Consider the following 19,163-nt stretch of genomic DNA (forward strand, 5'->3'; position numbering starts at 1 on the left):
TGCTGGCGGTGGCGGCCGGGTTCGACAAGACGCGGCGGTTGCGGGTCAGTCATGCGTTCCATTCGGCGCGTATGGAGCCGATGCTGCGGGACTTCGCCGCTGTCCTTGACGAGGTGGTCTTCGCGGCACCGTCGTTGGGTTGGGTTTCGAATGTGACCGGTGAGCCGATCGGTGTTGAGGTGATGGATCCGGAGTACTGGGTGCGGCAGGTCCGCCAGCCGGTCCGGTTCGCTGATGGTGTTGCCGCGATGCGTGCCGCCGGTGTCACCCGGTTCGTGGAGGTGGGCCCGTCGGGTGCGCTGACCGCCCACGTCGACGGGGTGTGTCTGCCGACGATCCGTAAGGGCCGTGACGCGCCGGACTCGTTGGTCAAGGCGCTGGCGGTGGCCGGCCCGGACTGGGTGAAGGTGTTCCCCGGTGCCCGGCGTATCGAACTGCCCACCTACGCCTTCCAACACCAGCGCTACTGGCTCGCGGCCGCATCGAACAGTCCCGCGGACGTCGACAGCCGCTTCTGGGCGGCGATCGAACGCGATGACCCCGCCGCCCTCGGCCTCGATCCCGGCGCATCGCTTGGCGACGCTCTGCCACGACTGATCTCCTGGCGTCGTGCGCAGACGGAACGGAGCGCCGTCGACGGCCTCCGCTACCGGGTCGTATGGGAGCCCCGCGGCGACCATCCCGGCGTCCCGTCCGGCGCCTGGCTGCTGATCGGCGCGCCGCCCGGCCTCGCCGGCACCCTGCGCGCGGCCGGTCTGGACGTGACTGAGACTGCCGCACCCGGCGACCACCCGGCTGCGGCCGGTGTTCTCGCCTTCCCGCGCGACCTTGCCGCCGCCCTCGAACTGATTCACACCACGGGTGAGCGGCCGCTCTGGTTCGGCACCAGCGGAGCGGTGGCCGCGACAGCCGCTGATCCGGCGCCGGATGCGGGACAGGCGCAGCTCTGGGGGTTCGGCCGGGTTGCCGCCATGGAATTGCCACAGCACTGGGGCGGCCTGATCGATCTCCCCCCGGAGATCGACGAGTCGATCGGGGCCGCCGTCGCCGCCGCCCTGTCCGGTGGTGAGGACCAGATCGCGGTACGCCCGTCCGGGACATACGTGCGGCGGCTCGACCGGGCCGCGCCCGCTCCGGCCCGCCGCGCCGTCGCCCCCACCGGCACCACCCTGATCACCGGCGGCACCGGAGCGCTCGGCGCGCACACCGCCCGCCGTCTGGCCGCCGCGGGCGCTCCGCACCTCGTACTGGTCAGCCGCCGGGGCGACGACGCCCCGGGTGCCGCCGAGCTCCGTGCCGAGCTCGCTGAGCTGGGCACGCGGGTGACGTTGACAGCCTGTGACGTGGGGGACCGGGCTGCGCTGGCCGCCCTGATCGCCGGCCTGGACGACCTGCGCGTGGTGGTGCATGCGGCCGGAGCCGCCCAGCACACACCGCTGACCGCGATGACCACCGGCGAACTGGCCGAGGTTCTGGATGCGAAGGTGCGCGGGGCGGAGAACCTGGACGCCGTGCTGGCCGGCCATGATTTGGCGGCCTTCGTGCTGTTCTCGTCGATCGCCGGGGTGTGGGGCAGCGGGGGGCAGGCGGCATACGCCGCCGCGAACGCCCACCTCGACGCCCTCGCCGCACGTCGCCGCGCCGCGGGTCGTCCGGCCACCGCGGTGGCCTGGGGCCCGTGGGCGGGTGACGGCATGGCCGGCGGCGTGGCCGCCGAACAACACCTGAACAGGCGCGGGTTGTCCATGCTGACACCGGAGCGCGCCCTCGCCGCGTTGGACGGCATTCTGGCCGGCACGGACACCGACATCGTGATCGCCGATCTGAGCTGGGAACGGTTCGTACCGGCCGTCACGGCCCGGCGTCCGGCGCCGTTCTTCCACCGCATCCGTGACTTCCGCGAGCACCTGGCGCCGCCGGCCGACCCGGCGGCGGATTCCGGCGACCTGCTTCGCCGGCTCGGCGGCGTCACTACCGACGCCGACCGGGATCGCATTCTGCTCGACCTGGTGCGCACCGCGGTGGCCGATGTGCTCGGGCACCGTGGTGCTGAGGCGATCACCCTGCGGCGTGGCTTCACCGAGCTGGGGTTCGACTCCCTCACCGCGGTGGAACTGGGTCGCCGGCTCGGCCGGGCAACCGGTCTGACGGTGCCCGCCACCGCGGTGTTCGACCATCCGAACGCCGTGGCGCTCGCCCGGCACCTGCGCGAGCTGCTGGTACCGGCGACGGTGTCGCCGCTGACCGCCGGGGTGGACCAGATCGAGCGAGCGCTTGCCGAACTCGCGCCCGAGTCGGTGGAGCCTGCCCTGATATCCCGCCTGGAGGGCCTCGTGGCGAAGTGGACCTCGGTACTGCGCCCGGAACCGGCGGCGACCGTGGACCAGGACCTGGCCGCGGCCGGCACCGACGATCTCCTGGCTCTGATCCAGCGCGAATTCGGCAAGTCCTGAAGGGGAGTGCGTCCGGTGGCGAATGAGGAGCAGCTCCTCGAGAACCTCAAGTGGATGACCGCCGAGTTGCGGCAGGCTCGCCAGCGGCTCAAGGAACTCGAGTCGGCGGTCGGTGAGCCGCTCGCCATCGTCGCGATGGCCTGCCGCTACCCCGGCGGGGTCCGGTCGCCCGGTGACCTGTGGCGCCTGGTCCGCGACGGTGTGGACGCGACGACGGAGTTCCCCGGTGACCGTGGCTGGGACCTGGACGCGCTGTCCGACCCGGATCCGGATCGGAGCGGTACGTCGTACACCGGTCGCGGTGCCTTTTTGTCGGGGGTCGGAGATTTCGATGCCGGCTTCTTCGGCATCAGCCCACGCGAAGCCCTGGCGATGGACCCGCAGCAGCGCCTCCTGCTGGAGATTGCTTGGGAGACCTTCGAGAACGCCCGGATCGACCCGGACTCGGTACAGGGCAGCCGGACCGGGGTGTTCGTGGGCAGCAACGCGCAGGACTACCCGGCGTTGCTCGGCGGGAGCGCCGACGACCTCGGCGGCTACCTCGCCACAGGCAGCGCGGCAAGTGTCATGTCCGGCCGGATCGCCTACACCCTCGGCCTTGAAGGGCCGACCGCCACCGTCGACACCGCCTGCTCGTCCTCCCTCGTCGCCCTGCACCTGGCCGCGCAGGCGCTGCGCCGCGGCGAATGCGACGCGGCTCTGGCCGGCGGCATCGCGGTGATGTGCACACCGGCGTCGTTCCAGGAGTTCAGCCGGCAGCGCGGCCTCGCCGCCGACGGCCGCTGCAAACCGTTCTCGGCCGGCGCGGACGGTACCGGCTGGGGCGAGGGCGCCGGTCTGCTCTTGCTGCGCCGCCTCGCCGACGCCCGCCGTGCCGGTCAGCGGGTGCTCGCCGTGATCCGCGGCAGCGCGATGAACCAGGACGGCGCGAGCAGCGGGCTGACCGTGCCGAACGGCCCAGCCCAGGAACGGGTCATCGAGCAGGCACTGGCCGACGCCGGCCTGACGACTCAGGACGTCGACGCCGTCGAGGCGCACGGCACGGGTACCCGGCTCGGCGATCCGATCGAGGCGCGAGCGCTGCTGGCCACGTATGGGCGGAACCGGACCCGGCCGGTGCTGCTCGGCTCGCTGAAGTCGAACATCGGGCACACCGCGGCGGCTGCCGGCGTCGGCGGGGTGATCAAGATGGTGGAGGCGATGCGGCACGGGATGCTGCCGCGGAGCCTGCACGCCGAAACACCGACGGAACAAGTCGACTGGTCGGCCGGTGCGGTGGAGCTGCTCACCGCTACGACAGCATGGCCGAGCACCGGACGGCCACGCCGGGCCGGAGTCTCGTCCTTCGGGATGAGCGGCACCAACGCGCACGTCGTGCTGGAGCAGGCTCCCGAGGAGGACATCGCTCCCGATCCGGTACACCCGCCGGTCAGCGTCTGGCTGCTCTCCGGCGCCACCCCGGAAGCCGTGACCGCACAGGCGGCCCGGCTGCGGGAGTACGTGCAAGCGGATACGGAAGCCGCCGACGTGGGCCTCTCGCTGGCGACCACGCGGGCGTTCCGCCCGTTCCGGGCGGTGGTCGTCGGCGCCGACGTCGACGAACTGGCCGCCGGCCTCGCCGACCTGACCGTAGTTCCGGTCCGGGACGAGATCCGGGTGGGTGTGTTGTTCCCGGGTCAGGGTGCGCAGTTCGCCGGCATGGGTGAGGGCCTGTATCGGGCGTATCCGGTTTTCGCGGCCGTGTATGACGAGGTGGTCGCGGCGTTCGGGTTCGATATCGATGCCGCGAGGCTGGACGAGACGCGGTTCACTCAGGCGGCGTTGTTCGCGGTTGAGGTGGCGACGTTCCGGTTGTTGCAGTCGTGGGGGGTGCGCCCGGATCTGTTGCTGGGGCATTCGATCGGTGAGCTGGCCGCCGCGCACGTGGCGGGTTTGTGGTCGTTGGCGGATGCGGTGAAGGTGGTCGCGGCTCGGGGTGCGTTGATGCAGGCGCTGCCGTCGGGTGGGGCGATGGTGGCTGTCGCCGCGACCGAGGACGAGGTGGTGGCGCGGCTTGTTGATGGGGTGTCGATCGCGGCGGTCAATGGCCCGCAGGCGGTGGTGATCTCCGGTGATGAGGATGCGGTGCTGGCGGTGGCGGCTGGGTTCGACAAGACGCGGCGGTTGCGGGTGAGTCATGCGTTCCATTCGGCGCGTATGGAGCCGATGCTGCGGGAGTTCGCCGCTGTCTTGCAGGACATCGATTTCGAGATGCCGTCGTTGGGCTGGGTTTCGAATGTGACCGGTGAGCCGGTCGGTGTCGAGGTGATGGACCCGGAGTATTGGGTGCGGCAGGTCCGCCAGCCCGTCCGGTTCGCTGATGGTGTCGCCGCGATGCGCTCTGCTGGGGTGACCCGTTTCGTGGAGGTGGGCCCGTCGGGTGCGCTGACCGCCCACGTCGACGGGGTGTGTCTGCCCACGATCCGCAAGAACCGCGACGAGGCTTCATCGCTGGTCGCCACCCTCGGCGCTCTGGGTGAGGCGGTCGACTGGGCCGCGTTCTACCGCGGCGCGCGGGTCGTCGACCTGCCCACCTACGCCTTCCAGCGGGAGCGTTACTGGCCCGCCGTCATGCCCGCCACCGGCGACCCGGCAGCCCTGGGCCTCTCCACCGGAGAACATCCCCTGCTCGGCGCCGCTGTCGGCCTGGCCCGGACCGGTGAGCACCTGTTCACCGGGCGGCTGAGCACGCAGGCACAGCCATGGCTCGCCGACCACGCGGTCCTCGGTGCGGTGTTGCTGCCCGGCACGGCCTACGTCGACCTGGCCCTGCACGCCGGCCAGATGGTCGGCGCGCCACAGGTGGAGGAGCTGACCGTCAGCGCCCCGCTGGTCGTCCCGGACGACGGGGCCGCCGTGCAGCTTGCGGTCGGTGCCGCGGACGAGCGCGGTCGCCGTCCGTTCAGCCTGCACGCCCGCACCGCGGACGGCTGGCAGGAACACGCCACCGGTGTGCTCGGACCGGCAGAGACCGACCCGGCCGCCGATCCCGGATTCCTGACCGCGCCCGAACCGCCCGCCGGGGCCGGGGAACTCGACGTCGCCGGTCTTTACGACAGCCTGGCCGAGCGGGGTTTCGTCTACGGCCCCGCGTTCCGGGCCGTCACCCGGGCCTGGCGTGACGGCACCACGATCCACGCCGAACTCGACGCCGATCGGCTGGACCTTGCGGGCTTCGGCCTGCACCCCGCGTTGCTCGACGCGGGCCTGCACGCGCTGGGCGTCAGTGGCCTGCTCGGCGACGGTGGCCGGCTGCCGTTCAGCTGGACCGCGGTGCGGCTGCACGGCGGCGTCCCGGCCCGCGTGCGGATCACACAGACCGGCCCGGACACCGTGACGATGATCCTGGCCGACAACGGCGGGCGCGTGGTCGCCACGGTTGGGTCGCTGACCCTGCGCCCGGCTGCGGCTGCCCGGCTGCCGATGCCGGACACCCTGTTCAGCACCGAGTGGATGCCGCTGCCCGGGAACCCGGCGGCGCCAGGGAGCATCGCCGTGCTGGGCAGCCGGCGCTACGGCCTGGACGCTGCCTTCCACGCCGGTCCGGACGCTCGGGGCCATGCCGGCCCGGAGGTACTGGACGAGGTACCGGACGTCGTACTCGCGGAGATCGTCACGTCTGCCGTACCGGTGACCGGCACCCGGGAGGCCCTGCACCGGGCCCTCGAGTTGACCCGGACCTGGCTCGCCGACGAGCGGTATGCCGGAGCCCGGCTCGTCCTGCTCACCAGGGGGGCCATCGACGGCGACCGGACGGACGGGCTGGCCGCCGCCGCCGTGTGGGGCCTCGTCCGAAGCGCCCAGTCCGAGCACCCTGGCCGGCTCACCCTGCTGGACCTGGGCACCGGCGACACGATCCCCGCCGCGGTGCTGGGCAGCGACGAGCCGCAAATCGCACTGCGTGACGGTGTCCCGTACGTCCCGCGCCTGGCCCGTTACGCCGGGGCAGGCACGCTCACCCCGCCGACCGGCAGCCGAGCCTGGCGGCTGGACACGGCCGGCGGCGGCACTCTCGACGGCCTCGGCCTGCACCCGGAACCGGACGCCGACCGGCCGCTGCGCCCCGGTGAGGTCCGGGTCGCCGTGCGCGCGGCCGGGCTCAACTTCCGCGACGTTCTCATCGCCCTGGACATGTATCCGGGCGAGGCCACGATGGGCATCGAAGGCGCCGGCGTTGTCACCGCGGTCGGCGCCGGCGTGACCGCCTGGACGCCCGGTGACCGGGTCATGGGGCTGCTCACCGGAGGGTTCGGCCCGTACGCGGTGACCGACCACCGGATGTTGCACCGCGTCCCGGACCATTGGAGCTGGGCTGAGGCCGCGTCCGTGCCGATCGTCTTCCTCACCGCCTACTACGCCCTGGTCGAACTGGCGGGCCTGCGGAGCGGCGAGTCCGTCCTGGTGCACGCGGCAGCGGGCGGTGTCGGGATGGCCGCCGTGCAGCTCGCGCAACATCTCGGTGCCACCGTCTACGCCACCGCCAGCCCCACCAAGCAGGACACCGTCCGCCGGCTGGGCGTGGCCGCCGAACGGATCGCCTCGTCACGCACCCTGGAGTTCGAGGACCGGTTCCGAGCCGCGGCCGCCGGCCCGCTCGACGTCGTGCTGGACTCGCTGGCCGGTCCGTTCGTCGACGCCTCACTGCGCCTGCTCGGCCCCGGGAGCCGCTTCGTCGAGATGGGCAAGACCGACATCCGCTCGCCGGAGGCGGTCGCCGACGGCCATCCGGGCGTCACCTACCGGTCCTTCGACGTGATCGAGGCGGGCCCGGAGCGCATCGGCGCCATGCTGCGCGAGCTGATGCGGCTCTTCGACAGCGATGCCTTACGACCGCTGCCGCTCACCACCTGGGACGTGCGGCGCGCCCCCGAGGCGTTCCGGTACCTGAGCCAGGCCCGGCACGTCGGCAAGGTGGTGCTGACGGTGCCCGCCCAGCCGGACCCGGACGGCACCGTTCTCATCACCGGCGGCACCGGCACGCTCGGCGCTCTGCTGGCTCGTCATCTGGTCGAGCAGCACGGCGCCCGGCACCTGCTGCTCACCAGCCGGCGAGGCCCGGACGCCCCCGGCGCGGCCGACCTCGCCGCCGGCCTGGACGCGACCGTCACCGTGGTCGCGGCCGACATGGCCGACCCGGCCGACGTGCGCAGGGTACTGGCCGACATCCCGGCCGAGCACCCGCTGACCGCGGTCGTGCACGCGGCGGGTGTGGTCGCGGACGCCACCGTCACCGGTCTCACCGAGGCACAGGTCGACGCCGTCCTGCGGCCCAAGGCGGATGCCGCCTGGCACCTCCACGAGGCCACCCGGCACCTGGACCTGACCTCGTTCGTGCTGTTCTCGTCCACCGCCGCCCTGCTGGGTGCGCCCGGGCAGGGTAACTATGCCGCTGCCAACGCGGTCCTCGACCGTCTCGCCGGGCTGCGCCGTACCGCCGGTCTGCCGGCGACCTCGCTGGCATGGGGCCCGTGGCAGGCCGGCGGCGGGCTTGCCGCCGGACTCGACCCGGCCGAGGGGGACCGGTTGCGCCGCCGCGGCTTCCGTGGGCTGAGCGCCGCCGACGGGCTCGCCCTCTACGACCGTGCCGTCCTGGCGGACCTGCCGAACGTCGCGCCCGTCTCGCTCGACACCGCCGCCCTGGGCCGGCACGGTGAGGTGCCGGCCATCCTCCGCGGTCTGGTACGCACGCCGCACCGGGCCACCCGCGCGCCGGTCGGCCCGGCCGACACCGCCACCCTCGCCCGGCAGCTGGCGGCCCTCGACGAGGCGGACCGTGAACAGGCCGTCCTGGACCTGCTCAAGACACATGTGGCTGCCGTCCTGGGGCACACCGGAACCGCCGCGATCGCCGCGGACCGGCCGTTCAAGGACCTCGGGTTCGACTCACTGACCGCGGTGGAACTGCGCAATCGCATCGCCGCCGCCGTCGGCCTGCGGCTGCCCGCCTCGCTGATCTTCGACCATCCGACGCCTGGCGCGCTCGCCGACCGGCTGCGTGCCGACCTGCTCGGCGCCGTGCCGGCGGCGACACCGGTGGCTGCCGCGTCGGCCGCCGGCGAGCCGATCGCCGTGGTGGCGATGAGCTGCCGGTATCCCGGCCGGGTCAGCAGCCCGGAAGACCTGTGGCGACTGCTCGCCGATGACGGTGACGCGATCGGCGACTTCCCCGACGACCGCGGCTGGCAGGACGCGCCGTCGGTCACCGCACGGGGCGGCTTCCTCTACGACGTCGGCGAGTTCGACCCTGAGTTCTTCGACATCAGCCCGCGCGAGGCGCTCGCCATGGACCCGCAGCAGCGACTGCTGCTCGAAATCTCCTGGGAGGCGTTCGAGCGGGCCGGCATCGTGCCGCGCAGTCTGCGCGGCGCCGACGTGGGAGTCTTCGTCGGTACCTCCACCTCCGGGTACGCCGACGTGCTGCGCCGCCTCGCCGACGGACCGGCGGGTTACGTGCTCACCGGCACCGCGGGCAGCGTCGCCTCCGGCCGGCTGGCCTACACCTTCGGTCTCGAGGGCCCCGCCGTGTCTGTCGACACGGCGTGTTCGTCCTCCCTCGTGGCGCTGCACCTCGCGGTTCAGGCGCTGCGTCGGGGCGAATGCTCGATGGCGTTGGCCGGTGGTGTCACCGTGATGGCCGACCCCGGCATCTTCACCGAGTTCAGCACTCAGGGCGGCCTGTCGGCGGGCGGCCGCTGCAAGCCGTTCGGGGCGGATGCCGACGGCACCGGCTGGTCCGAGGGCGCCGGCATCCTGCTGCTGGAACGGCTGTCCGACGCCCGGCGCCAGGGACACCGGGTACTCGCCGTGGTCCGCGGCACCGCGGTCAACTCCGACGGCGCGTCGAACGGTCTCACCGCACCCAACGGGCCCTCCCAGCAGCGGGTCATCACGCAGGCGCTGCGCGACGCCGGGGTCACCGCCGACCAGGTGGACGCGGTGGAGGCGCACGGCACCGGTACCGTGCTGGGCGACCCGATCGAGGCGCAGGCGTTGCTCGCGACCTACGGGCAGAACCGGGACCGGCCGCTGCTTCTCGGCTCGGTCAAGTCGAACCTCGGGCACACCCAAGCGGCCGCAGGCGTCGCGGGCGTCATCAAGATGGTCCTCGCGCTGGAGGCCGAGACTCTTCCGCGCACCCTGTATGCCGACCCGCCGTCCACACACATCGACTGGTCGGCCGGTGCGGTAGCACTTCTCACCGAACCTCAGCCGTGGGTGCGCGGGGAACGGTCCCGGCTGGCGGCGGTCTCCTCGTTCGGTATCAGCGGCACCAACGCGCACGTGGTCCTCGAGCAGGCCCCCGACGACACCGGCGCCTCGGCGGAGCCCGCCGGCACCGAACCGGCGGCCGGCCCGGTGCCGTGGCTGCTGTCCGGCCGCACCCCGGGTGCGGTGCGAACGCAGGCCGACCGGATGCGCGCGGTGACTGCTGACCCGGCCGCGGTGGCGCGGTCCCTGGCCGAGCACCGGACCGGATTCGCGCACCGGGCCGTGGTCCTGCACCCGGACGGACTGGCCGCGTTGGTCGAGGACCTCCCGTCGCCGTACGTGGTCACCGGCCGGGCCCGCCCCACCGGCCGAACTGTCTTCGTCTTCCCCGGCCAGGGCTCCCAGTGGACCGGCATGGCCGCCGACCTGGCCGCCACCCGGCCGGTCTTCGGCGACCGGCTGGCCGCCTGCGCCGCGGCGCTGCGGCCGCACACCGGCTGGGATTTGATGGCCGTCCTGCGCGGCGAACCGGGCGCGCCGCCGCTCGACCGTGTCGACGTGGTGCAGCCGGCGCTCTTCGCCGTGATGGTGTCGCTGGCGGCTCTCTGGGAGTCCTACGGCGTACGGCCGGACGCGGTGGCCGGGCACTCCCAGGGCGAGATCGCCGCCGCCTGCGTGGCCGGCGCACTGTCGCTGGAGGACGCGGCGGCCGTGGTGGCTCTGCGCAGCCGGGCGCTGAGCCGGCTGGCCGGCCGCGGCGGCATGGTGTCCGTGCCGCTGGCCGCCGAGCGGGTCACCGAGGAGATCCGCAGGTGGGACGGCATTGAGATCGCCGCGGTCAACGGCGCGGCGTCGGTCGTCGTCTCTGGTGACGTGGCCGCTCTGGACGAGCTGATCGAACACCTCAGCGCCACCGGAGTCCGGGCCCGCAAGGTCAGCGTCGACTACGCCTCGCACTCGGCGCACGTGGCGGAGATCCGCGCTCAGGTGGAGTCCGACCTGGCTGCGGTCCGGCCCCGCGCGGCCGCGATACCGTTCTTCTCCACCGTCGACGCCGGCTGGGCCGATGGCACCGGCCTCGACGCCGGGTATTGGTACCGCAACCTCCGGCAACCAGTCCGGTTCGCCGAGGCGGCCGAGCGGCTCGCCGAGGCGGGACACACCGTCTTCGTCGAGGTCAGCCCGCACCCCGTGCTGACCGTGGGGCTTGCTGAGACGGTCGAGGACGCGGTGGTGACCGGCACCCTGCGCCGCGACGAGGACGGCGCCACCGCCTTCCTCATGTCGGCGGCGACGCTGTACGTGGCCGGCGTACCGGTGGACTGGCGGCCGTCGCTCGGCGCGGGCCGGACCGCCGACCTGCCCACCTACCCCTTCCAGCGCCGCCGGTACTGGCCGGACGCGGCCCGGCCGGCCGGTGACGTCACCGCAGCCGGCCTCACCGTGGCCGGGCACCCACTGCTGACCGCGGTGCTGTCCCGCGCGGACGACGAGGAGAGCACCTACACCGCCCGGCTGACCCGGCACACCCGGCCGTGGCTGGCCGACCACCGGATTCTCGGCGACGTTCTGGTCCCCGGCACCGCCCTGGTCGACCTCGCCGCCAAAGTGGCCGAGGACGTGGGTTCGGGCGGCGTCGGTGAGCTGGTGCTCGAGCAGCCGCTCCTGCTGCCCGAGCGCGGCGGCGTCGCGATGCACGTGGTCGTCCGGCCGGCCGGTGACGGCAGCTGGACGGTGGCCGTGCACGGACGCCACGGCGACGATGGTCCCTGGACCCGGCACGCCACAGCCACCCTGCTGCCGGCCGCGGACGCCGTGCCGCCCGCTGAGCCGGTGCCGTGGCCACCGGCCGGCGCGGATCCGGTGGACCTGTCCGGCCACTACCAGCGGCTGGCGGAGCGAGGTTACGAGTACGGGCCGGCCTTCCAGGGCCTGCGCGCGGTCTGGCGGCAAGGCCCCGACGTGTACGGCGAGGTAGCACTGCCACCCGAGCGACTGGACGAGGCCGCCGAACACCTGCTGCACCCGGCCCTGTTGGACGCCGCGCTGCAGGCCGCCGGCACCCTGTTCACCGATGACGGCGTGGCCCGGTTGCCGTTCGCCTGGCACGGGATGACCGTGCACGCGGCCGGGGCCACCGCGGTCCGGGTACGCCTGCGTCAGGCCGGCACCGACGCTGTCGCGCTGGACCTCTGGAGCGACGGCGGTGAACCGGTCGCCACCGTCGACTCGGTGACGCTGCGGCAGTTCACCGGTGCCCGGCCGGGCGGCGACGGGCTGCCCGGCGAGCTGTTCCACCTGGAGTGGACGCCGGTGACCGCCCGCCCGTCCGGCGCTGTCCCGGCCGCCCGGCTGCTCGGCGCCGACCACCACGGCCTGCGTGGACTGCTGCCGGACGGCGGCGACCTGGAAGTTCTGCAGGTGCACGACGACCCGCTGCCCGGTGTGCTGGCCGCGCTCCAACAGTGGGGCGGCGCCGGGCCGCTGCTGGTCGTCACGCGAGGGGCGACCGGCGCCGATCCCGACCTCGTCGCCGCCGCGGCGAGCGGCCTGGTCAGGTCGGTGCAGGCCGAGCACCCGGGCCTGATCACCCTGCTCGACCTCGACGCCGGTCCGCTCACCGCGGAACTTCTGGCGGCCGCGCCGTTCCTCGGCGAACCCCAGCTCGCGGTCCGCTCCGGCGCGTTGTTCGCGCCGCGGCTGGCCCGCGGCGCCGCTGCGGGTGTCCTGGTTCCCCCGGCCGGGACACCCGCGTGGCGGCTCACCGGCGCGCGCCGGGGCACCCTCGACGCATTGGCTCTCGTGCCATGTCCGGAGGTGCTGGAACCCCTGGCGCCGGGGCACGTCCGGGTCGCCGTGCGCGCGGCCGGGCTCAACTTCCGGGATGTGCTGAACGCCCTGGACATGTACCCGGGCGACGCCGGGCCGCTCGGGTTCGAGGGCGCCGGCGTGGTCACGGAGGTCGGTGCCGGGGTGACGGACCTGGCGCCGGGTGACCGGGTGTTCGGCATCCTGCGAGGCGCGTTCGGGCCGTTCGCCACGGCGGAACGGCGGATGCTGGCACCGGTCCCGGCCCGCCTCACCGACATCGAGGCGGCCACCGTGCCGATCGCCTTCCTCACCGCGTACCACGCCTTCACCGACCTGGCCGGGCTGCGCGCGGGTGAGAAGGTGCTGGTGCACGCGGCGGCTGGCGGGGTCGGCATGGCGGCCGTGCAACTGGCCCGCCACCTCGGCGCCGACGTGTACGGTACGGCCGGCCGGACCAAACAGGACACGCTGCGTGCCGGCGGTTTCGCCGACGACCATCTGGCAGACTCGCGCACCCTCGACTACGCCACCCGGTTCGGCGGCGGGTTCGACGTGGTGCTCAACTCGCTCACCGGCGACCACGTGGACGCCTCACTCGCGTCACTGGCCGGTGGCGGACGGTTCGTGGAGATGGGTAAGACCGACGTCCGGGACCCGGCCACCGTGCGCCCGGACGTCGCATACCTGCCGTTCGAGCTGATGGACGCGGGCTTGGACAGGTTGCAGGAGATGCTCGCCGACATCGTCGGGCTGCTGTCCGGCGGAGCGCTGCGGCCGCTGCCCGTGCGCACCTGGGACGTGCGCCGGGCCCCGGAGGCGTTCCGGCACGTCAGCCAGGCCCGGCACATCGGCAAGGTGGTACTCACCGTGCCACCGGCCCTCGATCCGGACGGCACCGTCCTGATCACCGGCGGCACCGGAACGCTGGGCGGGCTTGTCGCCCGGCATCTGGTCGCCGCTCACGGCGTACGGCATCTGCTGCTGCTGAGCCGCAGTGGACCTGCCGCCGGCGGCAGCGCCGACCTGATCGACGAGTTGCGCGCCGGCGGGGCGGACGCCACCGTGCGTGCCTGCGACATCGCCGACCGGGAGGCGCTCGCCGCCGCCCTGGCCGCCATCCCGGGCGAGTACCCGCTGACCGCGGTGGTGCACGCGGCCGGCGATCTGGACGACGGCGGTCTGGCCGAGTTGACGCCACAGCGCCTGGACCGGGTGTGGCGCCCCAAGGCCCGGGCGGCCTGGCATCTGCACGAGCTGACCCGGGACCTGCCACTTGCGGCGTTCGTGCTGTTCTCCTCGAGCGCCGCCACGTTCGGCGGCGCAGGACAGGCCAACTACGCCGCCGCGAACGCCTACCTGGACGCGCTGGCGCGGCACCGGGCTGCCCGCAGACTACCCGCCCTCTCGATCGGGTGGGGTTTGTGGGAGCAGCGAAGTGCGCTCACCGGCGGCCTGGACGATCGGGACCTGGCCCGGATCGCCCGCGCCGGTATGGTGCCGTTGCCCGCGCCCGCCGGTCTGCGCCTGCTGGACGCGGCGTGGGACCGGGCCGAGGCACACCTGGTCGCGGCCGCCCTGACGCCCGGCAAGGACACCGGCACCGAGGTTCCGGCCCTGTTCCGCGGCCTGACCCGGACGCGTACGCGGCGGGTCACGGCCGGTGCGGGCGCCGATTCCGACCTGGCCCGGCGGGTGACCGCGGGCAGCGATGTCGACGCCGAGCGGATCCTCACCGACCTGATCCGCGGTCATGCCGCCGCGGTCCTCGGCCACGCCGGCGGCGGCACCGTCGATGCCGGGCGGGCCTTCCGTGAACTCGGTTTCGACTCGCTCACCGCGGTCGAGCTGCGCAACCGGCTGGCCGTGGCGACCGGGCTGCGGCTGCCCGCAACACTGATTTTCGACTACGCCACCCCGGCGACGCTCGCCCGCCACCTGACCGGCCTGCTGCGCGGCACGGGACCGGCCGCCGCCGCGGTCACCGCCGTGTCCCACAGCGACGAGCCGATCGCCATCGTGGCGATGGCCTGCCGATTCCCCGGCGGGGTGAGCAGCCCCGAGGAGCTGTGGCGGCTGCTTGTCGAGGAGGGGGACGCGATCACCGGCCTGCCCGGGGACCGCGGCTGGACGGTACCGGCGCACACCCCGGCCGCCGGCGGGTTCGTCGCCTCTGCCGCCGCGTTCGACCCGGACCTGTTCGGGATCTCGCCACGCGAGGCGCTGTCGATGGACCCGCAGCAACGCCTGCTGCTCGAGACGGCGTGGGAGGCTCTCGAACGGGCCGGTCTGGATCCGCTGTCGATGCGGGGCAGCCGTACCGGGGTCTACGCCGGTGCGGCCTCATCCGGCTACGCCGCGCTGCTCCAGGCGTCCGGTGACGCCTCGGAGGGCCACCTGGTGACCGGTACCGCCGGCAGCGTCGTGTCGGGCCGGGTCGCCTACGCGCTCGGGCTGGAGGGCCCGGCCGTCACGGTGGACACCGCGTGCTCGTCGTCGCTGGTCGCCCTGCACCTGGCCGTGCAGGCGCTGCGGTCCGGCGAGTGCGACCTCGCGCTGGCCGGCGGCGTCACGGTGATGGCGACGCCCGGGCCGTTCGTCGAGTTCAGCCACCAGCGTGGCCTGGCCGCGGACGGACGTTCCAAGCCGTTCGCCGAGGCCGCCGACGGTTTCGGGATGGCCGAGGGTGCCGGCATGCTGCTGGTGCGGCGACTGGCCGACGCCCGGCGCCTCGGTATGCCGGTCCTGGCGGTGGTGAAGGGCTCGGCGGTCAACTCCGACGGCGCGTCCAACGGCCTCACCGCACCGAACGGCCCGTCGCAGCAGCGCGTGATCCGGCAGGCGCTCGTCAATGCCGGGCTCACCGCGGCGGACGTCGACGTGGTCGAGGCGCATGGCACCGGGACCGTGCTGGGCGATCCGATCGAGGCGCAGGCGGTGCTCGCCACCTACGGACAGGACCGTACCGCCGACCGTCCGGTCCGGATGGGCTCGATCAAGTCGAACATCGGGCACACCCAGTCCGCGGCGGGCGTCGCCGGGGTGATCAAGACGGTGCTGGCGATGCGGCACGGCCTGCTGCCGCGGTCGCTGCACATCGACCGGCCGTCGTCGAAGGTGGACTGGACCGCCGGCGCGGTGCGACTGCTCACCGAGGCGCTGCCCTGGCCGGCCGGTGCCGGTCCGCGCCGGGCGGCGGTGTCGTCCTTCGGGATCAGCGGCACCAACGCGCATGTGGTCCTGGAGGACGTACCGGAGACGCCCGCATCCGGCAGTGGGCGTACCCGCCCGGCGGTCATCGGCTGGCCGCTGTCGGCGCGGACCGCCGACGGCCTGGCCGCCCAGGCCGAACGTCTCCTGGCCTTCGTGGCGGACAACCCCGGCCTCGACCCGGCCGACGTGGCGCACACGCTGGCCACCGGCCGGGCGGCCCTGGAACACCGTGCCGTCGTGGTCGGGACCGACCTGGGGCAACTGCGCGACGGGCTGCGCGCGCCGACGATCACCGGGGTGGCGACCGGCGGTGCCCGGCTGGGCCTGCTGCTGCCCGGTCAGGGCGCGCAGCACCCCGGCATGGGCCGCAGTCTCTACCGGGACCATCCGGTGTTCGCGGCCGCGTTCGACGAGGTCTGCGCCCACTTCGACTTCCCGCTCAAGGACATCGTCTTCGACGGCGGCCCCCAGCTCGACGAGACGCGGTACACCCAGGCCGGTCTCTTCGCGGTCGAGGTGGCCCTGTACCGGTTGCTCGAAGACTGGGGTGTACGACCGGATCTTCTCTTGGGACATTCGATCGGTGAGTTGGCCGCCGCGCACATCGCGGGGCTGTGGTCCCTCGACGACGCGACCACAGTGGTCGCAGCCAGGGGGAGCCTGATGCAGGCATTGCCGACAGGTGGGGTGATGATCGCCGTGCGGACGTCCGAGACCGAGGTGACACCCCTATTGTCGCCAGGGGTGTCGATCGCCGCGGTCAACGGCCCCGACGCAGTGGTGCTCTCCGGCGACGAGGACGCGGTGACGGCGGTGGCCGCCCGGTTCGACAGATCCCGGCGTCTGCGCGTCAGCCATGCCTTCCACTCGGCCCGGATGGAGCCGATGCTCGCCGCGTTCCGGGAGGTGCTGGAATCGGTCCGGTTCGGCACCCCCACCCTGCCCTGGATCTCCAACGTCAGCGGCCGGGTGGCCGCGGACGAGGTCCGGCAACCCGCCTACTGGGTCGCCCAGGCGCGCGGCGCGGTGCGCTTCGCCGACGGGCTGGACACCATGCGCGAAGCCGGAGTCACCGTGTTCCTGGAGGCGGGACCGTCCGGGAGCCTCGCCGCGGCCGCCGCCGACACCGGCGGGACGTTCCTGCCGCTGCTGCGCCGAGACCGGGACGAAACGCGTACGGTCGTGACCGGCCTCGCCGGCGCGTACGTGCACGGCGCCGAAGTGGACCTCGCCGGGCTGGTGCCCGGCGCCGTCCGTACCGACCTGCCCACCTACGCGTTCCGGCACCGCAAGTTCTGGCCGACGCCCGCTCCCGCTCCCGCTCCCGCTCCCGTGGTGCCGGGCGTCGGTGCGGACGCGGAGTTCTGGGATCTGGTGGACCGGGCCGACGCCGACTCGCTGGCAGGTGTCCTGGACGTCGCCGACACCGGATCGGTGCAGGCGGTGCTGCCGGCGCTGTCGGCGTGGCGGCGCACCCGCCGGGACACCGCGGTGGCGGACGGCTGGCGTTACCGGATCGAATGGGTCCGCTTGCCCGACCTGCCGGCTGCGGCGCTGACCGGGGTCTGGGCGGTCGTCGCGGCCGACGGCGACCCCCTGGCGATGGACGTCGCCGGGGAGGTCGAACGCCTCGGCGGCGCGCCGGTGCTGGTCTGGGACGCGGCCACGCTGGGCGCCCTGCGGCCGGCCGGGGTCATCTCGCTGCTCGGCACCCGCCACGATCCGCACCCCGACCACCCCTACCTCGTCTCGGCCCTGCCCGCCACCGCGGACCTGCTCCGAGTCGACGCGGGCCCGATCTGGGCGGTGACTGCGGGTGCCGTGCAGGTCGACGGTGAACCGGTGGACCCGCTGCGGGCGCAGTTGTGGGGTCTGGGCCGGTCGGCTGCGCTGGAGAACCCGCGCGCCTGGGGCGGCCTGATCGACATCGGCGACGACGTCGCCGACCCGGCCGCGGCGATCTGCCGCATCGTCGCGGCAGCCACGAACGAGCGTACGGCGGCGGCTGCGGGCGAGGACCAGATCGCGGTCCGGTCCGGCGGGGTGTACGGGCGCCGCCTGGTGCGCGCCGCGCCGCCCGGCTCCGGCAGGTACCAGGCTCCGGACGGCACTGTCCTGATCACCGGCGGTACGGGTGCCCTCGGCGGGCACGTCGCCCGGTGGCTGGCTGGGCGTGGTGCCCGCGACCTGGTCCTGGTCAGTCGCGCCGGCGCCGGTGCGCCAGGTGCCACCGAGCTGGTGGACGAGCTGCGCGGCCTGGGCGTGGACACCGCCGTCCGGGCCTGCGACCTGGCCGACCGGGAGCAGGTGGCGGCGATGCTCGCCGGCCTCGCCGCCGACGGGCACGACGTCCGTGGGGTGGTCCACGCGGCCGGCGTCAACGTGACCGGCGCGGTCACCGATCTGGACCCGGCGACGCTGGCCGCGGCCATGGCCGGCAAGGTTGCCGGCGCCTTGCACCTGGACGAGTTGCTCGGTGACGCGCTCGACCTGTTCGTGGTCTTCTCCTCCATCGCCGGGGTATGGGGCAGCGCGCGGCAGGGCGCTTACGCCGCCGCGAACGCCGCCCTGGACGCGCTGGCTCTGAGCCGCCGCGCCCGTGGTCGTGCCGCGACCGCCGTTGCCTGGGGCTGGTGGGACGGGCGCAGCATGGCCGGTGGCGGCGACGGGCTGGCCCGTCTCGGCATGACCGCCATGCCTCCGCAACTGGCGGTCACCGCTCTGCAGCGGGCCGTCAGCAGCGGTGACGGCGCCGTGGTCGTGGCCGACGTCGACTGGACGGTTTTCGGGTCGGCGTTCACCACATTGCGGCCCAGTCCACTGCTGACCGGGCTGCCGGAGCTGCGGCTGGCGGCGGACGAACCGGCGCCGGAAACCGGCACGGTGGACGACGCCTTGCTGAGCCGGCTCGCCGAGCTGACCGAGGCGGAGCGCGACCGGGCGTTGCTCGATCTGGTGCGCACCGGCGCGGCGCAGGTGCTGGAACTCGGGGGAGCGGCGGCGATCCGCCCCGATCGGGCATTCCGGAGCCTGGGCTTCGACTCGCTGATGGCGGTGGAGCTGCGCAACCGCATCACTACGGCCACCGGGCTGCGGCTGCCGGCCACCCTGGTCTTCGATCATCCGACCCCGGCCGAGCTGGCCCGGCATCTGCGCGAGCGGCTGCGGCCCGGACCGGTCGGCGCCGGTGGCGACGAGACGGCCGTCCGCGCCGCCATCGCCGGCGTTCCGCTGGACCGCCTGCGCGCGGCAGGTGTGCTGGACCTGCTGCTCGAACTGGCCGGGATGGACGACACCGCGAACGGCGGCAACGGCAGCGGCGTTGCCGGCACGGACCCCGGGGTGGCCCCGCCCGGTGACGGCGACATGCACCCGATCGACGAACTGGACGCCGAGGACCTCATCCAGATGGCTCTCGGTGACACCGACTCATGACGACCG

General features: G+C 73.8%; 2 protein-coding genes. Both read left to right on the forward strand.

Going from position 1 to position 19,163, the window contains the following annotated elements; genetic code table 11:
* On the forward strand, positions 1-2,453 hold a 2,453-nt coding region (locus tag LPA41_RS40035; protein WP_229076721.1), incomplete at its 5' end, for a type I polyketide synthase.
* A 15-nt stretch (positions 2,454-2,468) separates the two neighbouring features.
* Complete coding sequence (locus LPA41_RS40040) at positions 2,469-19,157, forward strand: type I polyketide synthase (protein WP_229076722.1); 16,689 nt, start codon at positions 2,469-2,471, stop codon at positions 19,155-19,157.
* Positions 19,158-19,163 lie beyond the last annotated feature (6 nt).

Source organism: Actinoplanes sp. DH11, assembly GCF_020873875.1.
Classification (GTDB): domain Bacteria; phylum Actinomycetota; class Actinomycetes; order Mycobacteriales; family Micromonosporaceae; genus Actinoplanes.